Source organism: Peptococcus niger (assembly GCF_900101835.1).
In the GTDB taxonomy this organism is placed as follows: Bacteria; Bacillota; Peptococcia; order Peptococcales; family Peptococcaceae; genus Peptococcus; species Peptococcus niger.
This window is the reverse complement of record NZ_FNAF01000003.1, coordinates 90969-110768: the sequence shown is the minus strand read 5'-3', so window position 1 is coordinate 110768 and position 19800 is coordinate 90969. Positions and strand designations below refer to the sequence as shown.

Below are 19800 nucleotides of genomic sequence, written 5' to 3'. Positions count from 1 at the left end.
TCGGCCTTTTCCGCATCAGCAGGGCTTTTTTAGGAGGAAAATATGTCCAAAACCGTTATACTCGCCGAGAAGCCGTCCGTCGGCCGCGATTTGGCCCGTCATTTAGGCGCCCGCGACCGCCATGACGGCTATATTGAAGGGCCGAATTACATCGTTACCTGGGCCTTGGGCCACCTGGTCGGCCTGGCTGACCCGGAAAAATACGACGACAGCTACAGCAAGTGGCGGTTGAATGCCCTGCCCATTATGCCCAAGCAAATGAAAACCGTGATTTTACCCGGCGCCCGCAAGCAATTTTCCGCCGTCAAAAAACAACTCTTGCGCAAAGACGTGGACCGGATCATCATCGCCACCGATGCCGGCCGGGAAGGGGAATTGGTGGCCCGCTGGATCATTGACAAGGCCGGCGCCAAGAAGCCCACCTACCGCCTGTGGATTTCCGCCCAAACGGATAAGGCCATTCGTGACGGCATGGCCCACCTGCAGCCGTCCGCCAAATTTGACCCCCTGGCCGCCTCAGCCCTTGCCCGGGCAGAAGCCGATTGGCTGGTGGGGTTGAACATCACCCGCGCCTTGACCACCCGATTTAACGCCCAGCTGTCCGCCGGCCGGGTGCAAACGCCGACCCTGGCCATGATTGTCGCCCGGGAAGACGCCATTGCCCGCTTTAAAAGCAAGCCCTACAGCGTCATCACCGCCGAAGGGCAAGGGGTCCGCTGGGAATGGCAGGGCAAGGACGGCAACCGCCTTTTCAATGCGGATAAAACCGCCCAGCTCTTGAACAAACTCCGCGGGCAAGACGGCCGCGTCACCGACCTTAAACAGAAAACGCGGCGGATCAACCCGCCCCTCCTCTACGACCTGACCACCCTGCAACGGGATGCCAATGCCCGCGTCGGCATGAGCGCCAAAGACACCCTCCGCCACCTGCAGCGCCTATATGAAGTCCACAAGCTCGTCACCTATCCGCGCACCGACAGCCGCTACCTGACCGATGACCTGGCGGCCACCATGCCGGACCGCCTGGCCGCCCTGAAAAGCAGCGCTTATGGCGATACGGTCCGCCGCATCAACCAAGGCCAGGCCAAGCTGCCCGCCGCCTTCTACAACCCGGCCAAGGTCAGCGACCACCATGCCCTCCTGCCTACGGAAATCCGGCCCGGTTCCGCCCAGCTCAACCACGATGAACAGTTTATCTACAGCCTGATTGTGGAACGCTTTCTGGGCGCCTTCTTAGGGCCGGCCGAAGTCCGGGACACCAGCCTGGAAGCGGACATTGCCAGCGAACGCTTTACTGCCCGCGGGGAAGTGACCGTCAAGGCCGGCTGGCGCAGCGTGGCCCAGGATGAATCGGCCCTGGAGGAAACAGACGATGACACCGACACCGCACAAACCCTGCCGGACCTCCAGGTTGGCAGCCCGTTAAAAAATCTCAGTTTCAAAAACAACGAACGCCGCACCCGGGCCCCCCACCGGTTCAGTGAGGGCACCCTCTTGGCGGCCATGGAAAATCCCCAGGCCTTTGTGGACGATGCCCGGGCCAATAAAATTTTGAAGGAAAGCGGTGGCATCGGTACACCTGCCACCCGCGCCGATATTATTGAAAAACTCTTCCGCAATTTTTACATCACAAAAGACGGCAAGAGCCTGGTCCCCACCGCCAAGGGCCGGCAAGTGATTGACCTTGTCCCTGAACCCTTGCGGTCCCCCCTCCTGACCGCCCAATGGGAAGAGCGCCTGGCCGCCATTGCCCAGGGCCAGGACGATGCCGCCGCCTTTGATGCAGACATGCGACGCTTTGCCGGCGACCTGGTCCAGGCCGTCAAAAACAGCGACGCCATTTTTAAGCACGACAATGAAACCAACCTCCCCTGCCCCCACTGCGGCAAGCTCCTCCTGGCCGTGGACGGCAAGCGGGGCAAAATGCGGGTCTGCCCCGACCCGACTTGCGGCTACCGGGAAACGGTCAGCCAAACCACCGGCGCCCGCTGCCCCCAATGCCGCCACCAACTGGTGATCATCCATAAGGACGATAAAAAGCTCTACGCCTGTAACCATTGCGGCTTCCGGGAACCCTTTGACCGCTTTAACGACAAGCACAAGGGCGGCAAAAAAAGCAGCCGCCGAGACGTGGCCGCCTACCAGAAAAAGCAGGCCAAGGAAAAGGACATCGGCGCCAATGCCTTTGCCGATGCCTGGGCCGCCGCCTTGAAAAATAAAAAAGACCAATAAAAAAATTCCCCGCCGGAAAATTTTTCCCAGCGGGGAATTTTTTTACTTTTTTGCTCCGCCAATCAGGCAAAAAGGCCCTGTACGGCGGAAATTTTAAGTGGCTGCCCGTTGAGGGCCGCCTGGACGAGCAGATCATTTTGGTAGACCAACTTCATGGAAAAGGCCGGGGCCTCCTCATCCAGGGCCAAGGGCAAGAAGAGGCGGTCACCTGGCCAGAGGGCCAAATCAGGCACTTCCTCTTCCGGCACCCAACGCAGGGTCCCTTCATCACAGGCGGTCACCGTCCGGGTCTTGACCGTGCCGCTGTAAACGTGCATATACTCTGCCGGCGCCTCGTCATAGCAAAAGGTCACCACGCCCCGGTAGATGAGCGTCTCCGCCACCAAGCCGGTTTCTTCCTGAATTTCACGCAAGGCGCATTCGTCCGGGCTTTCATCCGGCAAAAATTTTCCCCCGATACCAATCCACTTGCCATGGTTCACATCGTTTTCTTTTTTGTCCCGAAAGAGCATGAGCACATCGTCCTCATACCTCAAGTAACACAAGGTCGTCAGTTTCATGAATACCCCTTCCTACTGTCTAAAAACGCACCGCCTTCCGCCGCATCTGAAAGGCCAGGCACAAGGCCGCTAGGGCCAGCACAATAACCGCCCCTGTGACCGCCAGGGCCAAGTCTGCCCCTTTAAAATACCCCAGGGCCGCCAGTCCGGCAACCCCACCGAAGGCGCCGGCAAAGCCAACAAACATCAGGGTCATCATCAGCCCGCGCGGCATTCGGTTCATCAAATCTGTGGCACTTTGCCAACCGGTGTTCAAGTGGGTCAAATCATACAGCAGCCAGTTGGCATCCGCCAGCATGTGGATCAGCCAAAAGACCAGCAGGGCCGGTGGCAGGGCCGGCCAGATGCCGGACCAGGCCGCAAGGCCCACCAGCACCAGGCTGGGCAAGGCCCCGGACACGACCGTTGCAAACCGCCATTTTTCTTTTAAGTACCGGGTCATATCAATCGGCAAGGCACAAATATAGGCAAAATTTTCCCGGTCCATTGAAACGATGTAGGCCGCCAGAGAGGTACCCATGATGTTGACCATGGCCCCAAGGCCTAAACCGACCAAGAGGCCCAGCAAAAGCATCAACCCCGGTTCCCGATAAAAAGGCGCCGGCAAGCGACTGCCGGTGAAGGCCTGTGGCAAAAAGAGAAAGACCGGCAGGATAACAGGGGTCACCAGGGTCTGGGACACCAGGGTCACATCGTCCAGCAATTGCCAGTTGTAGCGCCACAACATCCGGCCCAGGCCCTCATTTGACCGCCTTTGCAAAAGGTCACGGCGCGGCGCCTTTCGCTGGGTCTTCTTAACTTGGTCCACGCCAAACAGGCTATCGTAATAATGCACCGCCACATGCCGGTAAATCCAAAGGGCCAGTAAAACCAGGCCGGCAAAGACCAGGGCCCAAGCCGGCCACTGCCAGTGGGAAAGGAGGAGGCCGGACAAGGGGCCGGGCCGGGAGACAAGCTTGGTCTGCTCAATGTCTATCAGCCCCTGCAAGGTCCAAATACAAAGCACCAGGGCAATGACCGCAAGGGCTTGGGCGGCCACATTGGTGAAGGTTAAAAAGCGGGTGCTCATCCGGCTGAAGAGGGCGGTTTTCACCAAGCCTTGTAAAATGGCCACGTTTAAAACCATGTAGAGTAAGAAGAGGACCAGGGTCCACAACAGGGGGCCGATGACGATGACCGGCCAGCTGAACCCGTTCCGCCAATAAAAAAGCGCAAAATACGTGACCATCGGGCTTAAAAACATGTACCCGCTCATGCCGGCCACCAGCAACCGGGCCAAAAAGAGCTCCTGCGGATAGACCGGCAATGGCATATAGGCAGCCGTATCGGCGCTTTCATAGAACAAGTTATAAAAGGTCGTAAAGCTTTGTAAAATCGGCACCATCAGCATGACCAGGACGAGGAGGTCCAGGTACATGGGCAGGGCGGCAAAATCCACGCCGATAAAAAGCACGGAATAAATGATAAAAATGAAGAGAAAGGGCAGGATAAAGGTTTTTCGCACCAGCATCCCGGTCAAGGCATTCGGATTGGCTTTCAACTTTTCAGCCTGCTTCTCCTGCAGCTTGCCGGCCAGGGCCGTGTTGGCAAAGACCAGGTTAAACCGCAAGAGTTCTTTAAAATAAGCCCAACGGAAGGTCATACGGCCGCCATCCCTTCATCAGCCGAGGCCACCAGCCGCAGGTAGATGGCCTCCAGGCTGTCGCCCGGATGGGCCGCCCGCAGTTCATCCATCGTACCGACAAAAATCAACCGGCCATGGCGCAAAATACCGATCCGATCACACAGTTCTTCCGCCACCGCCAGAACATGGGTGGAAAACAGGACCGTATGCCCCTCTGCCGTATGCCGGCGCATCATTTCTTTCAAATTAAAGGCACTCTGCGGGTCCAGGCCGGTCAGCGGCTCATCCAGGACCCAGACCGCCGGCTCAGGCAAAAGCGCCCCAATCACGAAAACCTTCTGCCGCATCCCGTGGGAAAAGCCTTCAATGGCCCGGTAGCGTTCATCGCCCAGCTCAAAGAGCTTGCACAGGTCCTCAATGCGCCGGTCCCGCACCGCATCCGGCAGGTCGAAAATTTTCGCGATAAAGGCCCAGTAGGTCACCGCGGTGGATTTCAGAAACATATCCGGTGAATCGGGAACATAACCGATCATCTTTTTCACATCATTGCGCCGGTCTGCCAAATCCAGGCCGCCCACCGTAATGCGCCCGGCATCCGGTGCGATGACACTGGTCAGACATTTGATGGTGGTCGACTTACCGGCCCCGTTATGACCGATCAGGCCAAAGATCTCGCCGTCCCGGATGTCCAGGTCCAGCTGGTCCAGCGCCGTCTTGTCCCCATACCGCTTGGTCACGCCCTCAAACCGAACCATCTCAGCCCTCTTTCTTGCGCAAGGTGACCGCCGTCCCGCAGGCGCCAACGGCCAGCATACTGCCTGTCCCCATGGTGGTCAGGGAAAAGTCCAGCCCGATGACCGCATCGGCTCCCATGGCCTCTGCGCGCTGCTCCACTTCTTGGATCACATCCTGGTAGGCAGCGTTCAATTCTTGCTCATAGCTGGCCGACCGACCGCCGAAAATATCCCGCAAGCCGGCCGTAATGTCTTTACCCAGGTGCATCCCGACGACCGCTTCACCGATGACCGGGCCAAGGACCTCGGCAACATCAGAATCCAAACCATTCGGTAGGGGGGTGGTTAAAATCAGCATTTTTCATTCCTCCTTATTCAATCACAATCATTGTTTCATCGTTTTTATTGTACTATCCAACAAATACAATTGCAAGAAAAATCCCTGCCGGTGAAATCCGACAGGGATAGGTGTATGAACTTGTCCTCTACCACTCAGGCTGCAGAGCCGGCCTTTTTTGCTACAGCGGCGGCTTTTTTGGGCGCTTTAGCGGCCGCTTGCTTCGATTGATCCTTCTCCGCTGTCGCTTCCGGCTGGGTCTGGTCTGCCTTGGCAACAAGGCCCCGGTCTAAGGCCGTTACCCGGCAAGTTTTGCCGGCACCGCTGACGCTTAAGGTGACGTCATCACCGGCACGCAGGAAGGGCAATTGCTCAGAAATACTGGCCTGGGCGGTGTAAACCGTTTCATCCCCTTCCAAGAGGAAGTAAAAGACGCTGTTGCCCTCAATGACCACGCTTTGAATGTCCGTTACCTTCCCGGTCACCCGCTTACTTTTACTGGCGGTGCCCGGTTCGGTTTGAATATTTTGCTGGGCTGCGTAGGTCTTATAGGCTTCGGCCACATTGCTGGAAGTAACCACGTGCTGGTAGTTTTCTGCATCGATAAAGGCGTACATTTTAATTAGCCCGGCTTCGTCTTTCAGGGAGAGGAAGTAGGTCGGCCGGTCGCCCATGTTGATCAAGAGGGGGAAGGTGGCCTTGTATTGTTTCTCCTGGACCGCCCCTTCAGCAGAGCCCATGGCGGAAAATTCTTCAGCCGATGCCACGCTATAAAAGACGCATTCCTTGGTCCGCATGTTCACCAGCACAAAGCCGATGTTCGAATCATCGGAACTGACCGATGTAATCCCTGTGTAGAGAAAAACATCATCATTGAGCGCCAGGTAATTATAGCCTTCTGTGGCGCGCAGAACGCCCTTTTGCCCGATGACCGAATTGATGAACCCGCGCTGATATTTACCGTTCCAATTGATCTGGTTGATGATCAGGGGGGCTTCATACACACAGTCAATCCAGTTTGGCGACTGCTTCACGTCATAAACTTTTGACCGGCCGTCTTGGGCATTGGTCACAATGACCTCTTTCACATCCGGCCCGCCGAAAAGGCCCACGCTCATCCGGTAAACCGGGGTGATCCAATAGGGGACTCCTTTTTCGTCCACTTCAAAATTGGAGTTGTAAAAGAGCTTGAGGGGGTATTGCAGCCGCAAGTGCCGTGTAATATAGCGGTTAAAATGCTCGCTTTTGCTGTAGCGCAGAGGCTTGTCGCTCTTGACCAAGTCGGTCTGGCCGTCAATCATATTCACCCGCATATAGTAGGGAATGCCCTCACGGGTATTCATCAGCCACTTGACCACACTGGCGTAGCGCAAGGGCGATACCCGCACCGGGTCGTCCTGGTAGTTGATCTGGGTGTATTGGTCGCTCACCGTAAATTGGCTGACCAGGTCCACCACTTCACCCATCTTCCGGTTGCCCAGGCGAATGGCCGTGTCCCGGTCAACGGTCGGAATCCGTTCCGGTGGCAACTGGACCACTTTTTCCGTAAAGTTTTCATTTTCTTTATTAAGGATATGGGCATATTTGCCGGCGTGTAAAATTTGCGTTGAGCTTAAAAAGCCGATGACCACCACCGCCGCCACAGCTGCTCCGATGATCAGCAAAATCCGGAAAAGCTTTTTAGACGGCATCCGCGATTTAACGGTCCGCTCAAAGCCCATATAGCGGATGGTTTTTTCCCGCACCTGGGTCCCGCCGACAAAGAGAAAGGCCCCAATAAGCGCCAAGGCCAGCAGGTAAAACCAAAATTGCGTTGACTGAAGGTGAAGCGGCGGCAGCCATGCATACCAGCTCACCGCTACAGTTGCCACAAAAAGCAAAATACGTCCCGGCAGAGAAAGTTTTTTCATCAAATAACCTCATTTCATTCGTCGGTCGCTTCATACACAGGGGCCACCAGCCGGTCCCGACCAGCCAAGTAGCCGGCCACCACCACCACAACCGCGGCAGCCGTAAGGAAGAGCAGGGGCCATTGCCAGGAGCCGAAGCGGTCATAGACACCGCCAATTGCCACCGGGCCAATGCCCGCCATCAGGTAGCCGGCAGACTGGGCCAAGCCCGATAACCGGGCTGCTGTGGCCACATCCGGCGTGCGGACATTAAAAAGCAACATGGCCATGGAAATCGTCATCCCGTTGCTCAAGCCCGTGAAGAACATAATGCCAATCAAGAGCGGCATGGGCGCCCCAGGCAGGAGGAACAAGAGTCCAAAGCCGGCGGCATAAAAGAAACCGGATAAGCCTGCCAAAAGGCGCTGGTCTGCCATCCGTCCGGCCAGAATCGGCGTCACAAAAGAAGCGGGAATGCTCCAAATTTGAAATAGAAAAACCAGCAGCCCAACTTGGCCTGAATCCAGCCCCCGGTCTAAGAGCAGGGTGGGCATCCAGGTAATGAAACTGTAAAAAATCATGGATTGAAAGCCCATAAAGACCATCACTACCCGGACCACCGGTTCTTTTAAAAGTGACCGCCCACTCCTTGACCTTCTTGCCGGTTCGCTCGCCTGTAGAGACCGCTGCGCGGCCATGGGTTTTTTCGCCAGCAGGAGCCAAATCACCAGCGCCACCAGGCCAAAGACCACCCAGACCAGCATGGCCGACCGCCAGGACCAGCCCGACCGCCCGGCCAAGGGCAGGGTGAGGCCTGACGCTATGCTGTTGGCAAAATTCATCAGCGATAGATAGGCGCTTGTCCACAGGCCAACGGCCTGCGGAAAGCCATACCGGACCAAGGGCGGCATAAGAACATTGGCCGTCGTAATGCCGAAGGCCAGCACCCCGGTGCCCAAGAAAAGCAGCTGCCAACCGCCAGTCACCCGCAGCACCTGTCCGCAAACAATAAGAGCACAACCGCCGAGTAAGACGCGGTTCATCCCAAAGCGATCGCTCAAGCCGCCCACAAAAGGTGAAACCCCGGCAAAGACCAGGACCACCAGCGTCGTTAAAAGACCGGCCTGGGCCGCACTCATCTGCAAGTCCGCCCGCACAATCCCGGTGAGCGCACCCGATGCCGTAATCGGCATCCGCATGGAAAGGGCGGTTACTAAAATGCCGGCCCCCAGTAAAAAACGTTTCTTATTCATCAACTTATCCTTCTTCTTTGTTCAGTTATTACCGACCCCATCGGCGGGGTCTTGTCCATTATAGCATAGAAAGGCGAAAGCTAAAAAAGCCTCCGAAGAGGCTTTATTGGCACCGGCTAGGGCTTACAGGTCATCCACCAGGGCTGAAGACTTGGCATAGGCCGTGGACCGGGCTTCAAAAAAGTCCGTTTTAATCAAATTGGCGTTGGAATACTGGCTGACCCAGCTCATGGACGGCGGCTCGACATCGTAGCCGTCATACAGCCGCGGCAGGCCAAGGTTATCCGCCCGTTGGTTGCCCAAAAAGCGGATGTAGTCCGTCACCATCTCGCCGGTCAGGCCTTCCACATCATCGCCGATGGCGTATTGACCCCAGGCGATTTCCTGTTCACAGCCCTCTTTCAGCATGTCACGGTAGAGGGCCTCCTTATCCGGGGTGAAGAGCTGCGGCTCTTCTTCCCGCAAGGCCTTGATAATATTGCGGAACAACCAGAGGTGGGTGTTTTCATCGCGGTTGATGTAGCGAATTTCCTGGACAGACCCGGGCATCCGGTTGTTGCGGCCCAAATTATAGAAAAACATAAAGCCGCTGTAAAAGTAGATGCCCTCCAGGATATAGTTGCCCATAATGGCCCGCATAAAGTTCAAATCATTGGGGTCTTCCTGAAAATCGTTGTAGATCTTGCCGATGAAGGTGTTGCGGCGCAGGAGGTGCTCGTCATCCTTCCATTGGTAGAGAATGTCGTTGCGCTGCTGCGGCTCGCAAATGGTATCGAGCATGTAGGAATAGCTCTGGCTGTGAACCGCTTCCTGGAAAATCTGAATGGACAGGCACAGGTTCACTTCATTGGCGGTGATATAGGCGCTGATGTTCGGCAGGTTGGACGTTTGTACCGAGTCCAGGAAGATCAAAAAGGATAAGATTTTATCGTAAGCGCGCCGTTCTGCCGCCGGCAGGTGAGGGTAATCCTTGACATCCTGGGCCAAGTTGATTTCTTCCGGTACCCAAAAGTTATTCATGGCCTGACGATACCAGCCGCTGACCCAGTCGTAACGCATGTTGTTAAAGTCGTTGATGTTCGTGGTGCTGCCGCCGATCATCCGCCGCTTGGCAACATCCGTATCGCCACTCGGGTTAAAAATCGGCCGTTTTTCGATTCGCATAAGGGCCTCCTTTGTCTTGTCCCTCTCCTAAGAAGAGCAGACTTCACACTCTTCCACTTCCAAACTTTTAGAGCGGATGTAATAGATGGTTTTTACCCCGCTTTCCCAGGCCAGGATATACAGGCCCAGGACCTTGCGGAAGGTGTAGTCATTGGTGATGTACAGATTCATGCTCTGAGCCTGGTCAATATGCCGCTGGCGGATGCCGGAGGCTTTGACGCTGTAACTTTGATCGATGAGGTGGGCATTTTTATAGAACCAGAAATTGGCCTCGGACAATTCCGGAGCCACCCGCGGCATGAGCCCGTCTTTTTTCTCTTCCAGGAAGAATCGATTCATAATCGGGTCTACGCCGGCAGTGGTGGCCGCAATAATGGACGTACTGGAGGTGGGCGCCACCGCCATCAGGTAGGCATTGCGCAAACCGGTGGTCGCCACCTTATCCGCCAGGGCCTGCCAACGCTCATCCGTATAGCCCCGTTGGCTAAAGTAGGCGCCGGTCTGCCAGTCGCTGCCCTCAAAATAAGTGTAAGCGCCTTTTTCCGCCGCAATGGTCGCGCTGGCGGAAATGGCCGCATAATTAATCCGTTCAAAGACATCATCCACAAATTGCAGGTGGGCATCGCTTTCCCAGGCGATCTGGTGCTTGGCAAGCATGTGATGATAGCCGCTCACACCCAGCCCAACCGGCCGATACTTCCGGTTGTTGATTTTGGCATAGGGCAGGGGGAAGAAGTTCAAGTCAATGATGTTGTCCAGGGCCCGGACGGCACTTTCCGTGATATATTGCAGGGCCGCATCATCGTCCACATCAATATGCCCCAGGGACAAGCTGGCCAAGTTACAGACCACAAATTCACCCGGCTTGGTGACGGTCACCACCACGTCTTCGCCGTCAAGGCTTTCAACCCGCTGGTCCTGGAGGGCAATGGCGCTCATATTCTGGGCAATTTCCGTGCACAGGTTGGAGCAATAAATCATCCCCTTGTGCTTGTTTGGATTGGCCCGGTTGACCGTATCCCGGTTAAAGGCAAAGGGCGTCCCTGTTTCCACGCTGCTCTTAATGATTAGGCGAATAATGTCCTTAATGGGCAGGATCCGTTTGGAAATCCGATGGTCCGCCACACAGTCCAGGTATTTTTCCCGCCATTCATCCCCGTAGGAATCTTCCAGGGCATAGCCCTTAACCGACTGGATTTCATGGGGGCACATGAGGTACCAGTCCCCTTCAATGTTGTCCCGGGCCTGCTCCCAAAAATAATCCGGATAACAGACCGCCGGGAACACATCATGCGCCTTCAGCCGGTCATCCCCATTATTGGTGCGCAAGCCGAGGAACTCCGGCAAGTCCTTATGCCACACGTCTAAGTAGACCGCCACCGCCCCTTGACGGACGCCCAATTGGTCCACCGCAACCGCCGTATCATTGGCCAGGCGAATCCAGCGAATCACGCCACCGGCAGCCCCTTCAAAGCCCCGAATGGACGACCCGCGGGCCCGTACCTTACCAAAGTAAAGCCCCATGCCGCCGCCAAACTTGGACACCTTGGCAAAATTATCAATGGACCGGTAAATCCCGTCCAAGGAATCCGGCACTGTGTCGATAAAGCAACTGGACAGCTGGTGGTGCGGCTTGCGGGCATTGGCCATGGTCGGGGTGGCCATGGTCACCTGGAGCTGAGACAGCATATCGTAAAAGCGACGCACCCAGTCCAGGCGCGCTTCCGGCTGCTCATTCATGGCCAAATGAAGGGCAATGCCCAAGAACATTTCCTGGACGCTTTCCACCGGCTCACCGCTGTGCGTCCGGATCACATACCGCTTGATGAGCAGGTCCAGACCGGAATAATTGATCTTCTTATTTCGCGCCGGATCAATGAACCCATAAGCCCGCTCAATTTCTTCCCGGCTGTACTGCTGTAAAATATAGCTCCCGTACAGCCCCTGGTCCGTCAGGTACTCCAGCTTTTCATAAAAATTATCCACCCCGAAGGACTTCATGTGCTGGGCCAATTGGCGGTCAAAATCAATAAAATACAGCCGGGCGGCAATAAATTCCCACCGTGGCGCCTCAGAAGTGGCCAGTTCCACCGCAGCCTTAATCAAAAAATGCAGCCGTTCCTTTAAGGTCATGCCTGCTTTGTAAAAGGACCGGAACTTCATATCCAAATAATCCAAACCATAGGGCGGATCAGGAAAGTCCCGCTGAATTTCCTTAAGGGCCTGCTCAAAGCCCACCAGCTCAGAAAAATCCCCCGCAATGCGGTTCCGCACCCGGCGCTTGCGCTTCCGGTCCTCCCGGTACAGGATAAAGCTCTTAACTTCCTTATAATAATTGCGTTCGATTAAGGTTTTTTCAACCAAATCCTGAATATCTTCTACATGTAGGGGCTGGCCGGCACCCTTTTCACGCAGCAATTCCTCTTCAATCGCCAAGGTCATCGCATCGCGTTCCTCGTCGGCCAAGGGGCTGTCAACGCTGGCAAAGGCCAGCTCAATCACCCGTGAAATTTTGGCCCGCCGATAAGGCTCCACCAACCCGGTTCGTTTTGTTATATTCAAAAGTCAACCTCCTAGACTATATATGGTAGAAAACAAGTCGCCAATCAGACTGCCTTAGCGACTCATATTAACTATAATATACCCCCCGCCTAAATTTTGCACGCCTCAAAATGTAAATAGCAAGACATAAAAAAGAATCGCCCTTGACAAAGCGATTCTTTTTATATTTATAGACCTATCGAATATCGATAACGGCAATGCCGGCAACTTTTTCATAGTTCACTTGGTTGCCAAAGGCTTCCCCAATAAAGCGGAGCGGTACCAGGGTCCTTCCGTTTTGAATGCTGGCGGGAACATCCAGAGTCTTGATCTGACCGTCAACAGTAGCTTGGGACTTACCGATGGTCAGGCCGATCTTATGGCCATCTTTTTGCGCAGTCACTGTCCGGCTGGCATTATCCCATTGAACAGTGGCACCCAAAGCTTCAAAGATGGCCCGAAGGGGCACCAAGGTCCGACTGTTTTGAATCACCGGCTGACTGTCAAAGCTGAGCTTTTGCCCTTTGACAAAGACCTGGATGGGGTCGGTACCCACCGGTTGCACTTTTCCAGAGGCCGACGAGGTCTTGGCAACTTCTTTAGCCTTCTGCCAATCAAACTGGAGAATGGCATCCTGTTCCCCGGCTCCGGCTCCGCCACCGGCCAGTTCATCCATAGCGTCTACCCAAACAGCTCCCTTGATGCTGCTTTCTCTAGCCTTTTCTCTGCTAAAGGAGAGAGCCTTATTGTATTCTCCTGAGTGAGCAACTTCCCGGGCTTCCACCTTATCTTTGCCCTGATAGATAAAGAGCTTGGTCAAGTGGCCGGTTAAGCCTTGCATTTGGATCGGACGAACATAAACAGTATAGTCGGTGTGGCCATTATCCTTCACTGTAACCTCAGCAATTTGCTTTAAGGCTCCATTGCCTACCGAAACTTGGCCACTGCCGTCCGCCTTTTGCATTTGCACAGGCAACTGATAGCTGGTATCGGCAAAGGCTGCAACTGGGGTTGCTAAAAAAGCCAAAGCCAAGCCGACGGCGGTCATTTGTTTAATTAAATTCATATTTTTTCCTTTCTATTTCTTAAGCGTGGGCGGACATGATATCGGCATAGGCCCAGTGACTCGGACCTAAGTCGGTAAATAGGGGTTGTGCCAGCTGGCCTTTTTCAGTGGATACCTGCAGAACCCTGTTTAAGATAACCACTGCTTGAGCCCGGGTCAAGGGGGCATCCGGTGCAAACCGGTTTCCCGGCAAGCCCTTGACCCAACCGGCGGCAGCAGCTGCACCGATAGACGAATGGGCCCAGTGATCTCCGGCCACGTCTTGAAATTGACTGCCGGAAGCAGGGCTAAGCTTCTGCCATTTGACTACGATGGTAACAAATTCTGCCCGAGTAATGGCCTGGTTGCCCCGGAAGCTCCCGTCCGGATAGCCGGCTACAAGGCCTGCCTGAACCAGACTCCCTGCAGCATCTTTATACCAAGCATCGGCCGGAATATCGCTAAAGACTGCCTGGCTGCCAGCCGGTAAGAGCCGGGATAAAAGTCCGGCCATTTCTGCCCGAGTCATTGCCTGATCCGGTCGGAAAGTGCCGTCCGGATAACCGGCCATTCTTAATGCAGACTTCCCAGCCGGTTTTTCTGGTGCAGGTTGGGGGACCGGCTTGACTTCTTGGGTCGGTTGATCTTTTTGGGGCATCTGCAAGGGCTTGGTCGCCGGCTTAGGCGGCGCATAGTAATGGCTACCGCCGGAAGAAGAGCTTTGCTTTTCTTCCAAGTTTCTTCGAGCCCCTTGCAAGTCATTTAAGGCCTTATCCACATCAGCTTGACCGGCATCTGTGCTTTCATAGACAGCCTTGGCCTTTTGATAGGCCTTCTTATAACGGGCAAAACTATCCTTTGTATAGTCTTCTGCTTGACTAGCCCGGTAGGCATCCAGCGCCTTTTTAAGGGCCGTCTTATCCACGGCTGCGGTGGCCTGTAAGTCTTTTAGGACCTGCTCAGCTGCTTGCAGTATAACCAGCTTATCCGCAGGGATAAGGGCTTGTTGCACCTGACTTAAACCATCGTAGGCAGCCCGGACGCCGGCAATGGTCTTGCCATCTGCTAAGCTGACCTTATCAGCCGCCGGCAGCTGATCGATAGCCGCCAGGACGCGGTCGGCTGCCTGATGATCAAGCAGGGCCTGATAAGCCACCTGCCGCGCCGTAAAGTTTTCTTTTTCCGTCACTTGTGCCTGGTCATCCGAGCCCAGTGCTTCATAAGCTCGTTGAATAGCCTTTAAGCGTGCGCCGTCATCCAGCGTGATTTGCTCGGCTTCCGGCAGAGCTTTAACCATAGCGTCCCATTCTTGTGCCTTGGTCAGGGGGGCCGGTTTTTCTTCTACCGGACTCAGGGCTTCTATAGCCGCGGTTAACCGTTGGGCCATATCTTTTAAGGCTTCATCGGCCGCGTCATGGTCTTCCAAGAGAGCTTTGGCAGCACTACGGGCCTCTACAAAGGGCGCCCAAGACTCAGCTGTATAATCGCTTGCTCTCAAGCCCTCTGCTTGAGCCAGGACCTTACTTAATTCGCCAATGGCTGCTTCCCGTAGGGCAGCCGCTTTTTTCTCGGCCAGGTCTTTTTGGGCCTGCTGGAGATTTTGGCAAGCCTGGTTAACTTTTTCTTGATCGGCTTTCTGGTCCGTCAAAACCTCTTCAGCCGCTTTTAAAGCTGCCGCAAAGTCCTGCCAGGCCGATTCCGGATAGTCGCTTTCTTTTTCCGCCTGAGCAGCTGTAATGGCTGCTGCTAATTTGTCCTTGTCAACCGGGGATTTTTCTGGTTCTTGTCTGGCTAATTTTAATTGACTTTTGGCTTTTTCAATAGCCTCGACGGCTGCGTCAAGGTCTTTTTGGTCCGGGAAGCCCTTATCCAGGAGGGCCTGGCCCTCTTCTAAAGCCTTTTGAAGTGGCCGCCAACTGTCCGGGGTATAAGCAAATTCGTCCAGTTCCTGGCAATCAGCCACTGCCTTTTCCAGGGCCGACTTATCCACCAGTTTTTGTCCGTCTTTGCGAACGAGTTCCCCTAAGGCCTTTTCAAGCCCATCTGCCCGAATATCAACATCTCCCTGGCTCCGCTCTGCATCCGGTTTCGCCAACATATCCTTGCCTTCTTGCAAGGCCTCTTGGAGCTGCTGCCAGCTGTCTGCGGTGTAGTCATCAGCTGTCAGCCGGTCGGCTTGATCTACCAGCGCCTCCAAGCGACCCAGTTTAAATTGAGATTCGCCTAATTTACGCAAGTTAGCTAAGCCTTCTTCCAGGTTTCGGCAAACCTTATCAATGGTTTCTTGGTTGGCTGTTTCATCAATGAGGGTTTGCTCTGCCATGGGCAGGTACAGGTCAATATAACCCCAGGACGTCTTATCCGGTTCATACTCTGCCCGGTTATTGACCACTTCTCTGGCTTTTTCAACGACTTGCCGGAGGGCCGTCCGGTCAACATAGCCAGGCGCTATATCCTTAATAGCCTTAAGGGTCACTTCCAGACCCTTATCGGATGAGCTGGGAGACCAATTTTTGGGACTGCGAATCACATAGTGGCCGTCTTCCATCAGCTGCAGAGACAGGTCTGAGGGAATAAAGCTCAAGCGCGCTTCTTTTTCTGTTTCACCGGCCGCAAATTCAACCCGCTGCTCAGTTTTCATCAGGTCTTGACCTACCAATTTCAGGGTAAAGGACCCTTCATAGCCATTCCGCTTAATTTTTACCGGAATGGTTTTTTCTTGTTTCTTTTCAATGATCAAGGACTTGAATACCCCGTTCCGGCCGCGAACTTCAAAGTCTTCACCGCCCTTAACCCGGGCGTAATAGTTTTCATCCAAACCGGAAAGGCCGATCCGGTAGTGACCTTCCGGCAGGCCGATCTTATAGTCTTGACCGTTATCGGTCTTGGGTATAAAGGTTCGCTTATTATCCAGGTCTTCAATAATAAGGCTGACCCCAGCCTTATCGGTATTCGTTACCGTAATAAGCACTTCATTGGTAAAAAGTGTTTCAAAAGAAACCGTCAGTGTTTTTTGCAGGTCGCCTTCAGTGATTTCAAAAGGAATGGTTTTCTCGCCAATCAAGCGATACTGGGCATCTATATCGGTAATCACTAAGACGTGCTTGCCAACGCTTAAGTTTTGCGCATCTTCCGCTTGTCCGTCAGGACTTTGAATCTGCCAGTTAAAGCTGCCCTGAGGCATGGCCTTATCACCGGCCAAGCCGTTAACAATTACACTTCTTTCATTGCCCTTCCTTTCGGCCTTGGCCAAAGGCAGGGTAACAGTATTGTAAGCATAGTCACTGGCAACCACTTTTGCCCGATTTATATCCAATCCGGCCAGGTCAAAGCTGTAGCCTTGGCCCTCAACTTGAGGATAGATTTTCTTTTCCCCGTCTTGGATATAAAGGTCTCTCAGACCGGAGCCTTCTTCAAGCAAAGCACTAATCCTATAGTGAGACCGGTCGCTGTCAAAAGCGGCCTTGGTAATCCGGGGATAGGTCCGGTCTAAGACGACCGGAAAATGAAGGCTTTGGCCGGGAGCCTTTAGGTCCATCCCCTCACCCCAAGTCTGGACAGCCAGGTCATAGTGGCCATCCGGCAAGGACCGGCCGGCTCCATCGGTCCCATCCCAGGACCAGTGGCCCTTGGTGGTGGTCATATTCTGTGCTGGCACAATGCCGAAATTCGGGTGGAGGTAGAAGTTCTTAATGCCCTGGTCATCGGGATTCTTCACCTGGTAAATAATATCCCCTTGCCCGTTATTTTCACGAACGGTGAGTTCCAACCCCTTGTAATTACGGAGGAAGGTCCCATAGAAAAGGGCGGTATCGGCAGCCCCGTCCCCATTGGGCGAAAAGGCAATCTTGTCTGCCTCAAAGCCGGGCGCATCATAGCTGGAGTTAGGCAGCTGACCTAAAACCACTTCTTTTTCACCCAGCTTGGCCCCCAAATGAGTATAGAAGGCGCCACCGTCTCCCTTACCCATATGATAGTAATAGGGGCGTTTGCCGGCTTTGATCATGTCGTAAATAGAGGGTTCCAGGATTTTCAAGTTCTTATAGCTGCCATGGAAACCGACAAAGGGCGCGCCCAGTTTAGGGGTGGATGGATCCTTGCTTTCAGCAAAGACAAAGCCTTCTAAGAAATAACCCTTGGCCATTTCTGCGGCCAGGTCTATATCTTCCGGCACGCTCATGCGAATACTGACCGACACCGTTTGGCCTGCAGGCACGGTGACCTCTTGTGAATCACTTTCTGCCAAAAAGCGGGGAGTCAAGACCATTTTACCGTTCTTGACACTGTCGGTATTTAAATGCCCGTACACCGTAAAGGTCAAGGGGCTGTCCCCATAGTTATGGATGGCAAAGGGAACAGTGACGTCATTGGTCTGTAAATCGGTCCCGATGTTAATGGAATTAATTTCCCCAGTCCCTTCAATAACGGCCTTGGCATGGAGGGCTCGGTTGATCTGCATCAATCCAGCCCCCTGCTGACGGGGAGAGGTGTAGGCGTTGGTCTCTGTCGACTTATGGGGGGTGGCGGTACTCATGAGAAGATTTTTTACCAGCCGGTATTTTTCTTCTCCCCGGACTTGGGGAAAGTCTTTTTCTACCCGCTGTTTAACCAGGGCTAATCCGCCGGCCACATGAGGGGCAGCCATGGAAGTCCCATCCATATTTCCGTACTGGCTGTCATTATAGGCAGAGAAAATGCCGCCGCCAGGGGCGGAAATATCCGGTTTTAAGTTGCCTGCCGGGGTCATGCCCCAGCTGGAAAAATCAGAGAGCTCTCCCCCGCCAGGCTGATCGGCAAAGACAAAGTCTTGGTCAAAGGAAACAGTGACCTTACCTCCACTTTCCTTGATTTTGTCTTTCAGATAAAGTCCGTCAGCATTGTTGATAAGTGTTGCCGGGATCTTAGTACCCGGAGCTTCTAAGATAAAGAGGGGGGCATCAGGTTCATTATCAAACATAATAACCCCCTCATAGCCGGCCTTTTCAGCGTTTTCAATCTTACTACGGAAGTCAAATTGCTCATCCGGATCAGCCGACCCCCGCTGAATCAGGGCATAATACCCCTTTTCAGTGACTTTTTGAAATTCATCCGCATGGCCGTAGCCCGCATCTACCAGGGTAATCTGGCCGGTCGCTAAAGTGCCAATCTTATTGGGCTGGTGGTGGAGGGTCCGGTTATCATTGATAATTCGAAGGCCCTTGGTGGCCAGCTGCATATTTTGCACCGCTGCTACTGCCATGGAATAGGGAGCGACCGCCGGGTCGGCCAAAAGGCCGTAGTCCGGATTATCCGCGCTGGGCCGGTTGTCTTGACCGGCATCCTTGCCGTAAAAGCCGTTGTTACCGGCAGCAATGGAAACCACTATCCCCATTTCTTGGGCATGTCTTAAGGCTTCCGTGGTCACCGGGGCCACATTACTTTCCGAGCCGGCCGGCGAACCGATACTGATATTAACCGCATCGACACCCATTTTAACGGCATCTTCCAAAGCCTTGGTATAAAGTTCCGCATTGGTCCCTTGGCCAAAAAGCCCTCCGCCGAAAACCCGCATAACGGCCAATTGGGCCTCCGGGGCAACGCCTTTCAGCTTGTCGCTGTTACCGGCAATAATCCCGGCCACGTGCATCCCGTGGCTCATGCCAAGCGGATCAGCTTCCTTAATCGAGGTGCTACGGTTGGCATAATTGTAACCGAAAGGAATTTTAGCGGAGAAATAAGCCCCCGGTGCTAATTTCTTTTCTGTAATGCATTTTTGTATGTCTTGGGCATTTTTAAAGTGAGCGCTTGAGGGAGATGTCAGCTTCATGGCCTCATGGTAGGGGTCACAGCCCGAGTCAATCACGGCAATCAAGGCCCCTTCCCCATTGTAGCTGTTTGCTTGGGCCAGGTCGGCTTCCACCATTTTATTGCTGGACAGGTCTTGCCGCCAAGCCATATTGGGTCGGCTTAGGGTAGACGTTTGGCGCAAGAGGGCTGCTTCAACGTGCTTAACCCCCTTGAGATCTGCTATTTTCTTAGCATCAGCCACCTTTACATCCAAAGCCGCCCCGGTAAAGGCAATATCATAGGTGCCTTCCACCTTATAGCGAATGCCGGCTTGGTCCATCTCCTTGTAAAAATCTTCCCGGGCCGCCTGAGCATAGTCCATCTGCTCCTGCATTTCTGCTGCGTCCCTACGTTTTTCTATCGGCACACTGCTTTGTCCCTGGTGGATAGTCTTATCTTCCAAAGCTACCAAAAGGGTAATTTGATCATTTTTCTTAAAGTGACCATCCAGCTGCTCATTTAATGAAGCCAGGGCCGGACTGTCTGCACCGGCCGCTGCCGCCGGTGGCACCGGCACAGCCGATGCCACAAGCGCAGCCACAAGTACAAGACTTGTCAGTTTTCTTTTCATATGCTCTCCTTCTTAATCAAGGTT

11 protein-coding genes are annotated in these 19800 nt (G+C 54.1%); 1 reads left to right on the top strand and 10 read right to left on the bottom strand.

Going from position 1 to position 19800, the window contains the following annotated elements; all coding sequences use genetic code 11:
• Window positions 1–42: 42 nt before the first annotated feature.
• Window positions 43–2232, top strand: coding sequence for a DNA topoisomerase III (locus tag BLQ16_RS03305; RefSeq protein WP_091791328.1), 2190 nt, complete (start codon window positions 43–45; stop codon window positions 2230–2232).
• A 62-nt stretch (window positions 2233–2294) separates the two neighbouring features.
• Here BLQ16_RS03305 and BLQ16_RS03300 read toward each other — a convergent pair whose 3' ends face one another.
• The 10 genes from BLQ16_RS03300 to BLQ16_RS03255 form a co-directional block, all read right to left on the bottom strand.
• Window positions 2295–2792, bottom strand: a complete 498-nt coding sequence (locus BLQ16_RS03300) for an NUDIX hydrolase (protein WP_091791327.1) — start codon at window positions 2790–2792, stop codon at window positions 2295–2297.
• Window positions 2793–2811: 19 nt separating this feature from the next.
• The gene (locus tag BLQ16_RS03295; protein WP_091791326.1) at window positions 2812–4434 is read right to left on the bottom strand and encodes a hypothetical protein; all 1623 of its coding nucleotides are present in this window, start codon (window positions 4432–4434) and stop codon (window positions 2812–2814) included.
• A complete protein-coding gene (locus BLQ16_RS03290) occupies window positions 4431–5171 on the bottom strand; it encodes an ABC transporter ATP-binding protein (RefSeq protein WP_091791325.1) in 741 nt (246 codons plus the stop codon). The genes BLQ16_RS03295 and BLQ16_RS03290 overlap by 4 nt, the downstream gene beginning before the upstream one ends.
• A 1-nt stretch (window position 5172) precedes the next feature.
• Window positions 5173–5508, bottom strand: a complete 336-nt coding sequence (locus tag BLQ16_RS03285; protein ID WP_091791324.1) for a YbjQ family protein — start codon at window positions 5506–5508, stop codon at window positions 5173–5175.
• A gap of 134 nt (window positions 5509–5642) precedes the next feature.
• On the bottom strand, window positions 5643–7397 hold the full coding sequence (locus tag BLQ16_RS03280; RefSeq protein ID WP_242868940.1) for a hypothetical protein: 1755 nt from the start codon (window positions 7395–7397) through the stop codon (window positions 5643–5645).
• 14 nt (window positions 7398–7411) lie between these two features.
• Window positions 7412–8629 (bottom strand): CynX/NimT family MFS transporter, encoded by a 1218-nt coding sequence (locus BLQ16_RS03275; protein ID WP_091791323.1) that lies wholly within the window; start codon window positions 8627–8629, stop codon window positions 7412–7414.
• Between the two features lie 123 nt (window positions 8630–8752).
• On the bottom strand, window positions 8753–9793 hold the full coding sequence (locus tag BLQ16_RS03270; protein WP_091791322.1) for a ribonucleotide-diphosphate reductase subunit beta: 1041 nt from the start codon (window positions 9791–9793) through the stop codon (window positions 8753–8755).
• Window positions 9794–9820: 27 nt separating this feature from the next.
• A complete protein-coding gene (locus tag BLQ16_RS03265; RefSeq protein WP_091791321.1) occupies window positions 9821–12355 on the bottom strand; it encodes a ribonucleoside-diphosphate reductase subunit alpha in 2535 nt (844 codons plus the stop codon).
• 175 nt (window positions 12356–12530) lie between these two features.
• Window positions 12531–13400, bottom strand: a complete 870-nt coding sequence (locus BLQ16_RS03260) for a copper amine oxidase N-terminal domain-containing protein (RefSeq protein ID WP_091791320.1) — start codon at window positions 13398–13400, stop codon at window positions 12531–12533.
• A gap of 19 nt (window positions 13401–13419) precedes the next feature.
• On the bottom strand, window positions 13420–19776 hold the full coding sequence (locus BLQ16_RS03255; protein ID WP_091791319.1) for a S8 family serine peptidase: 6357 nt from the start codon (window positions 19774–19776) through the stop codon (window positions 13420–13422).
• Window positions 19777–19800: the final 24 nt, after the last annotated feature.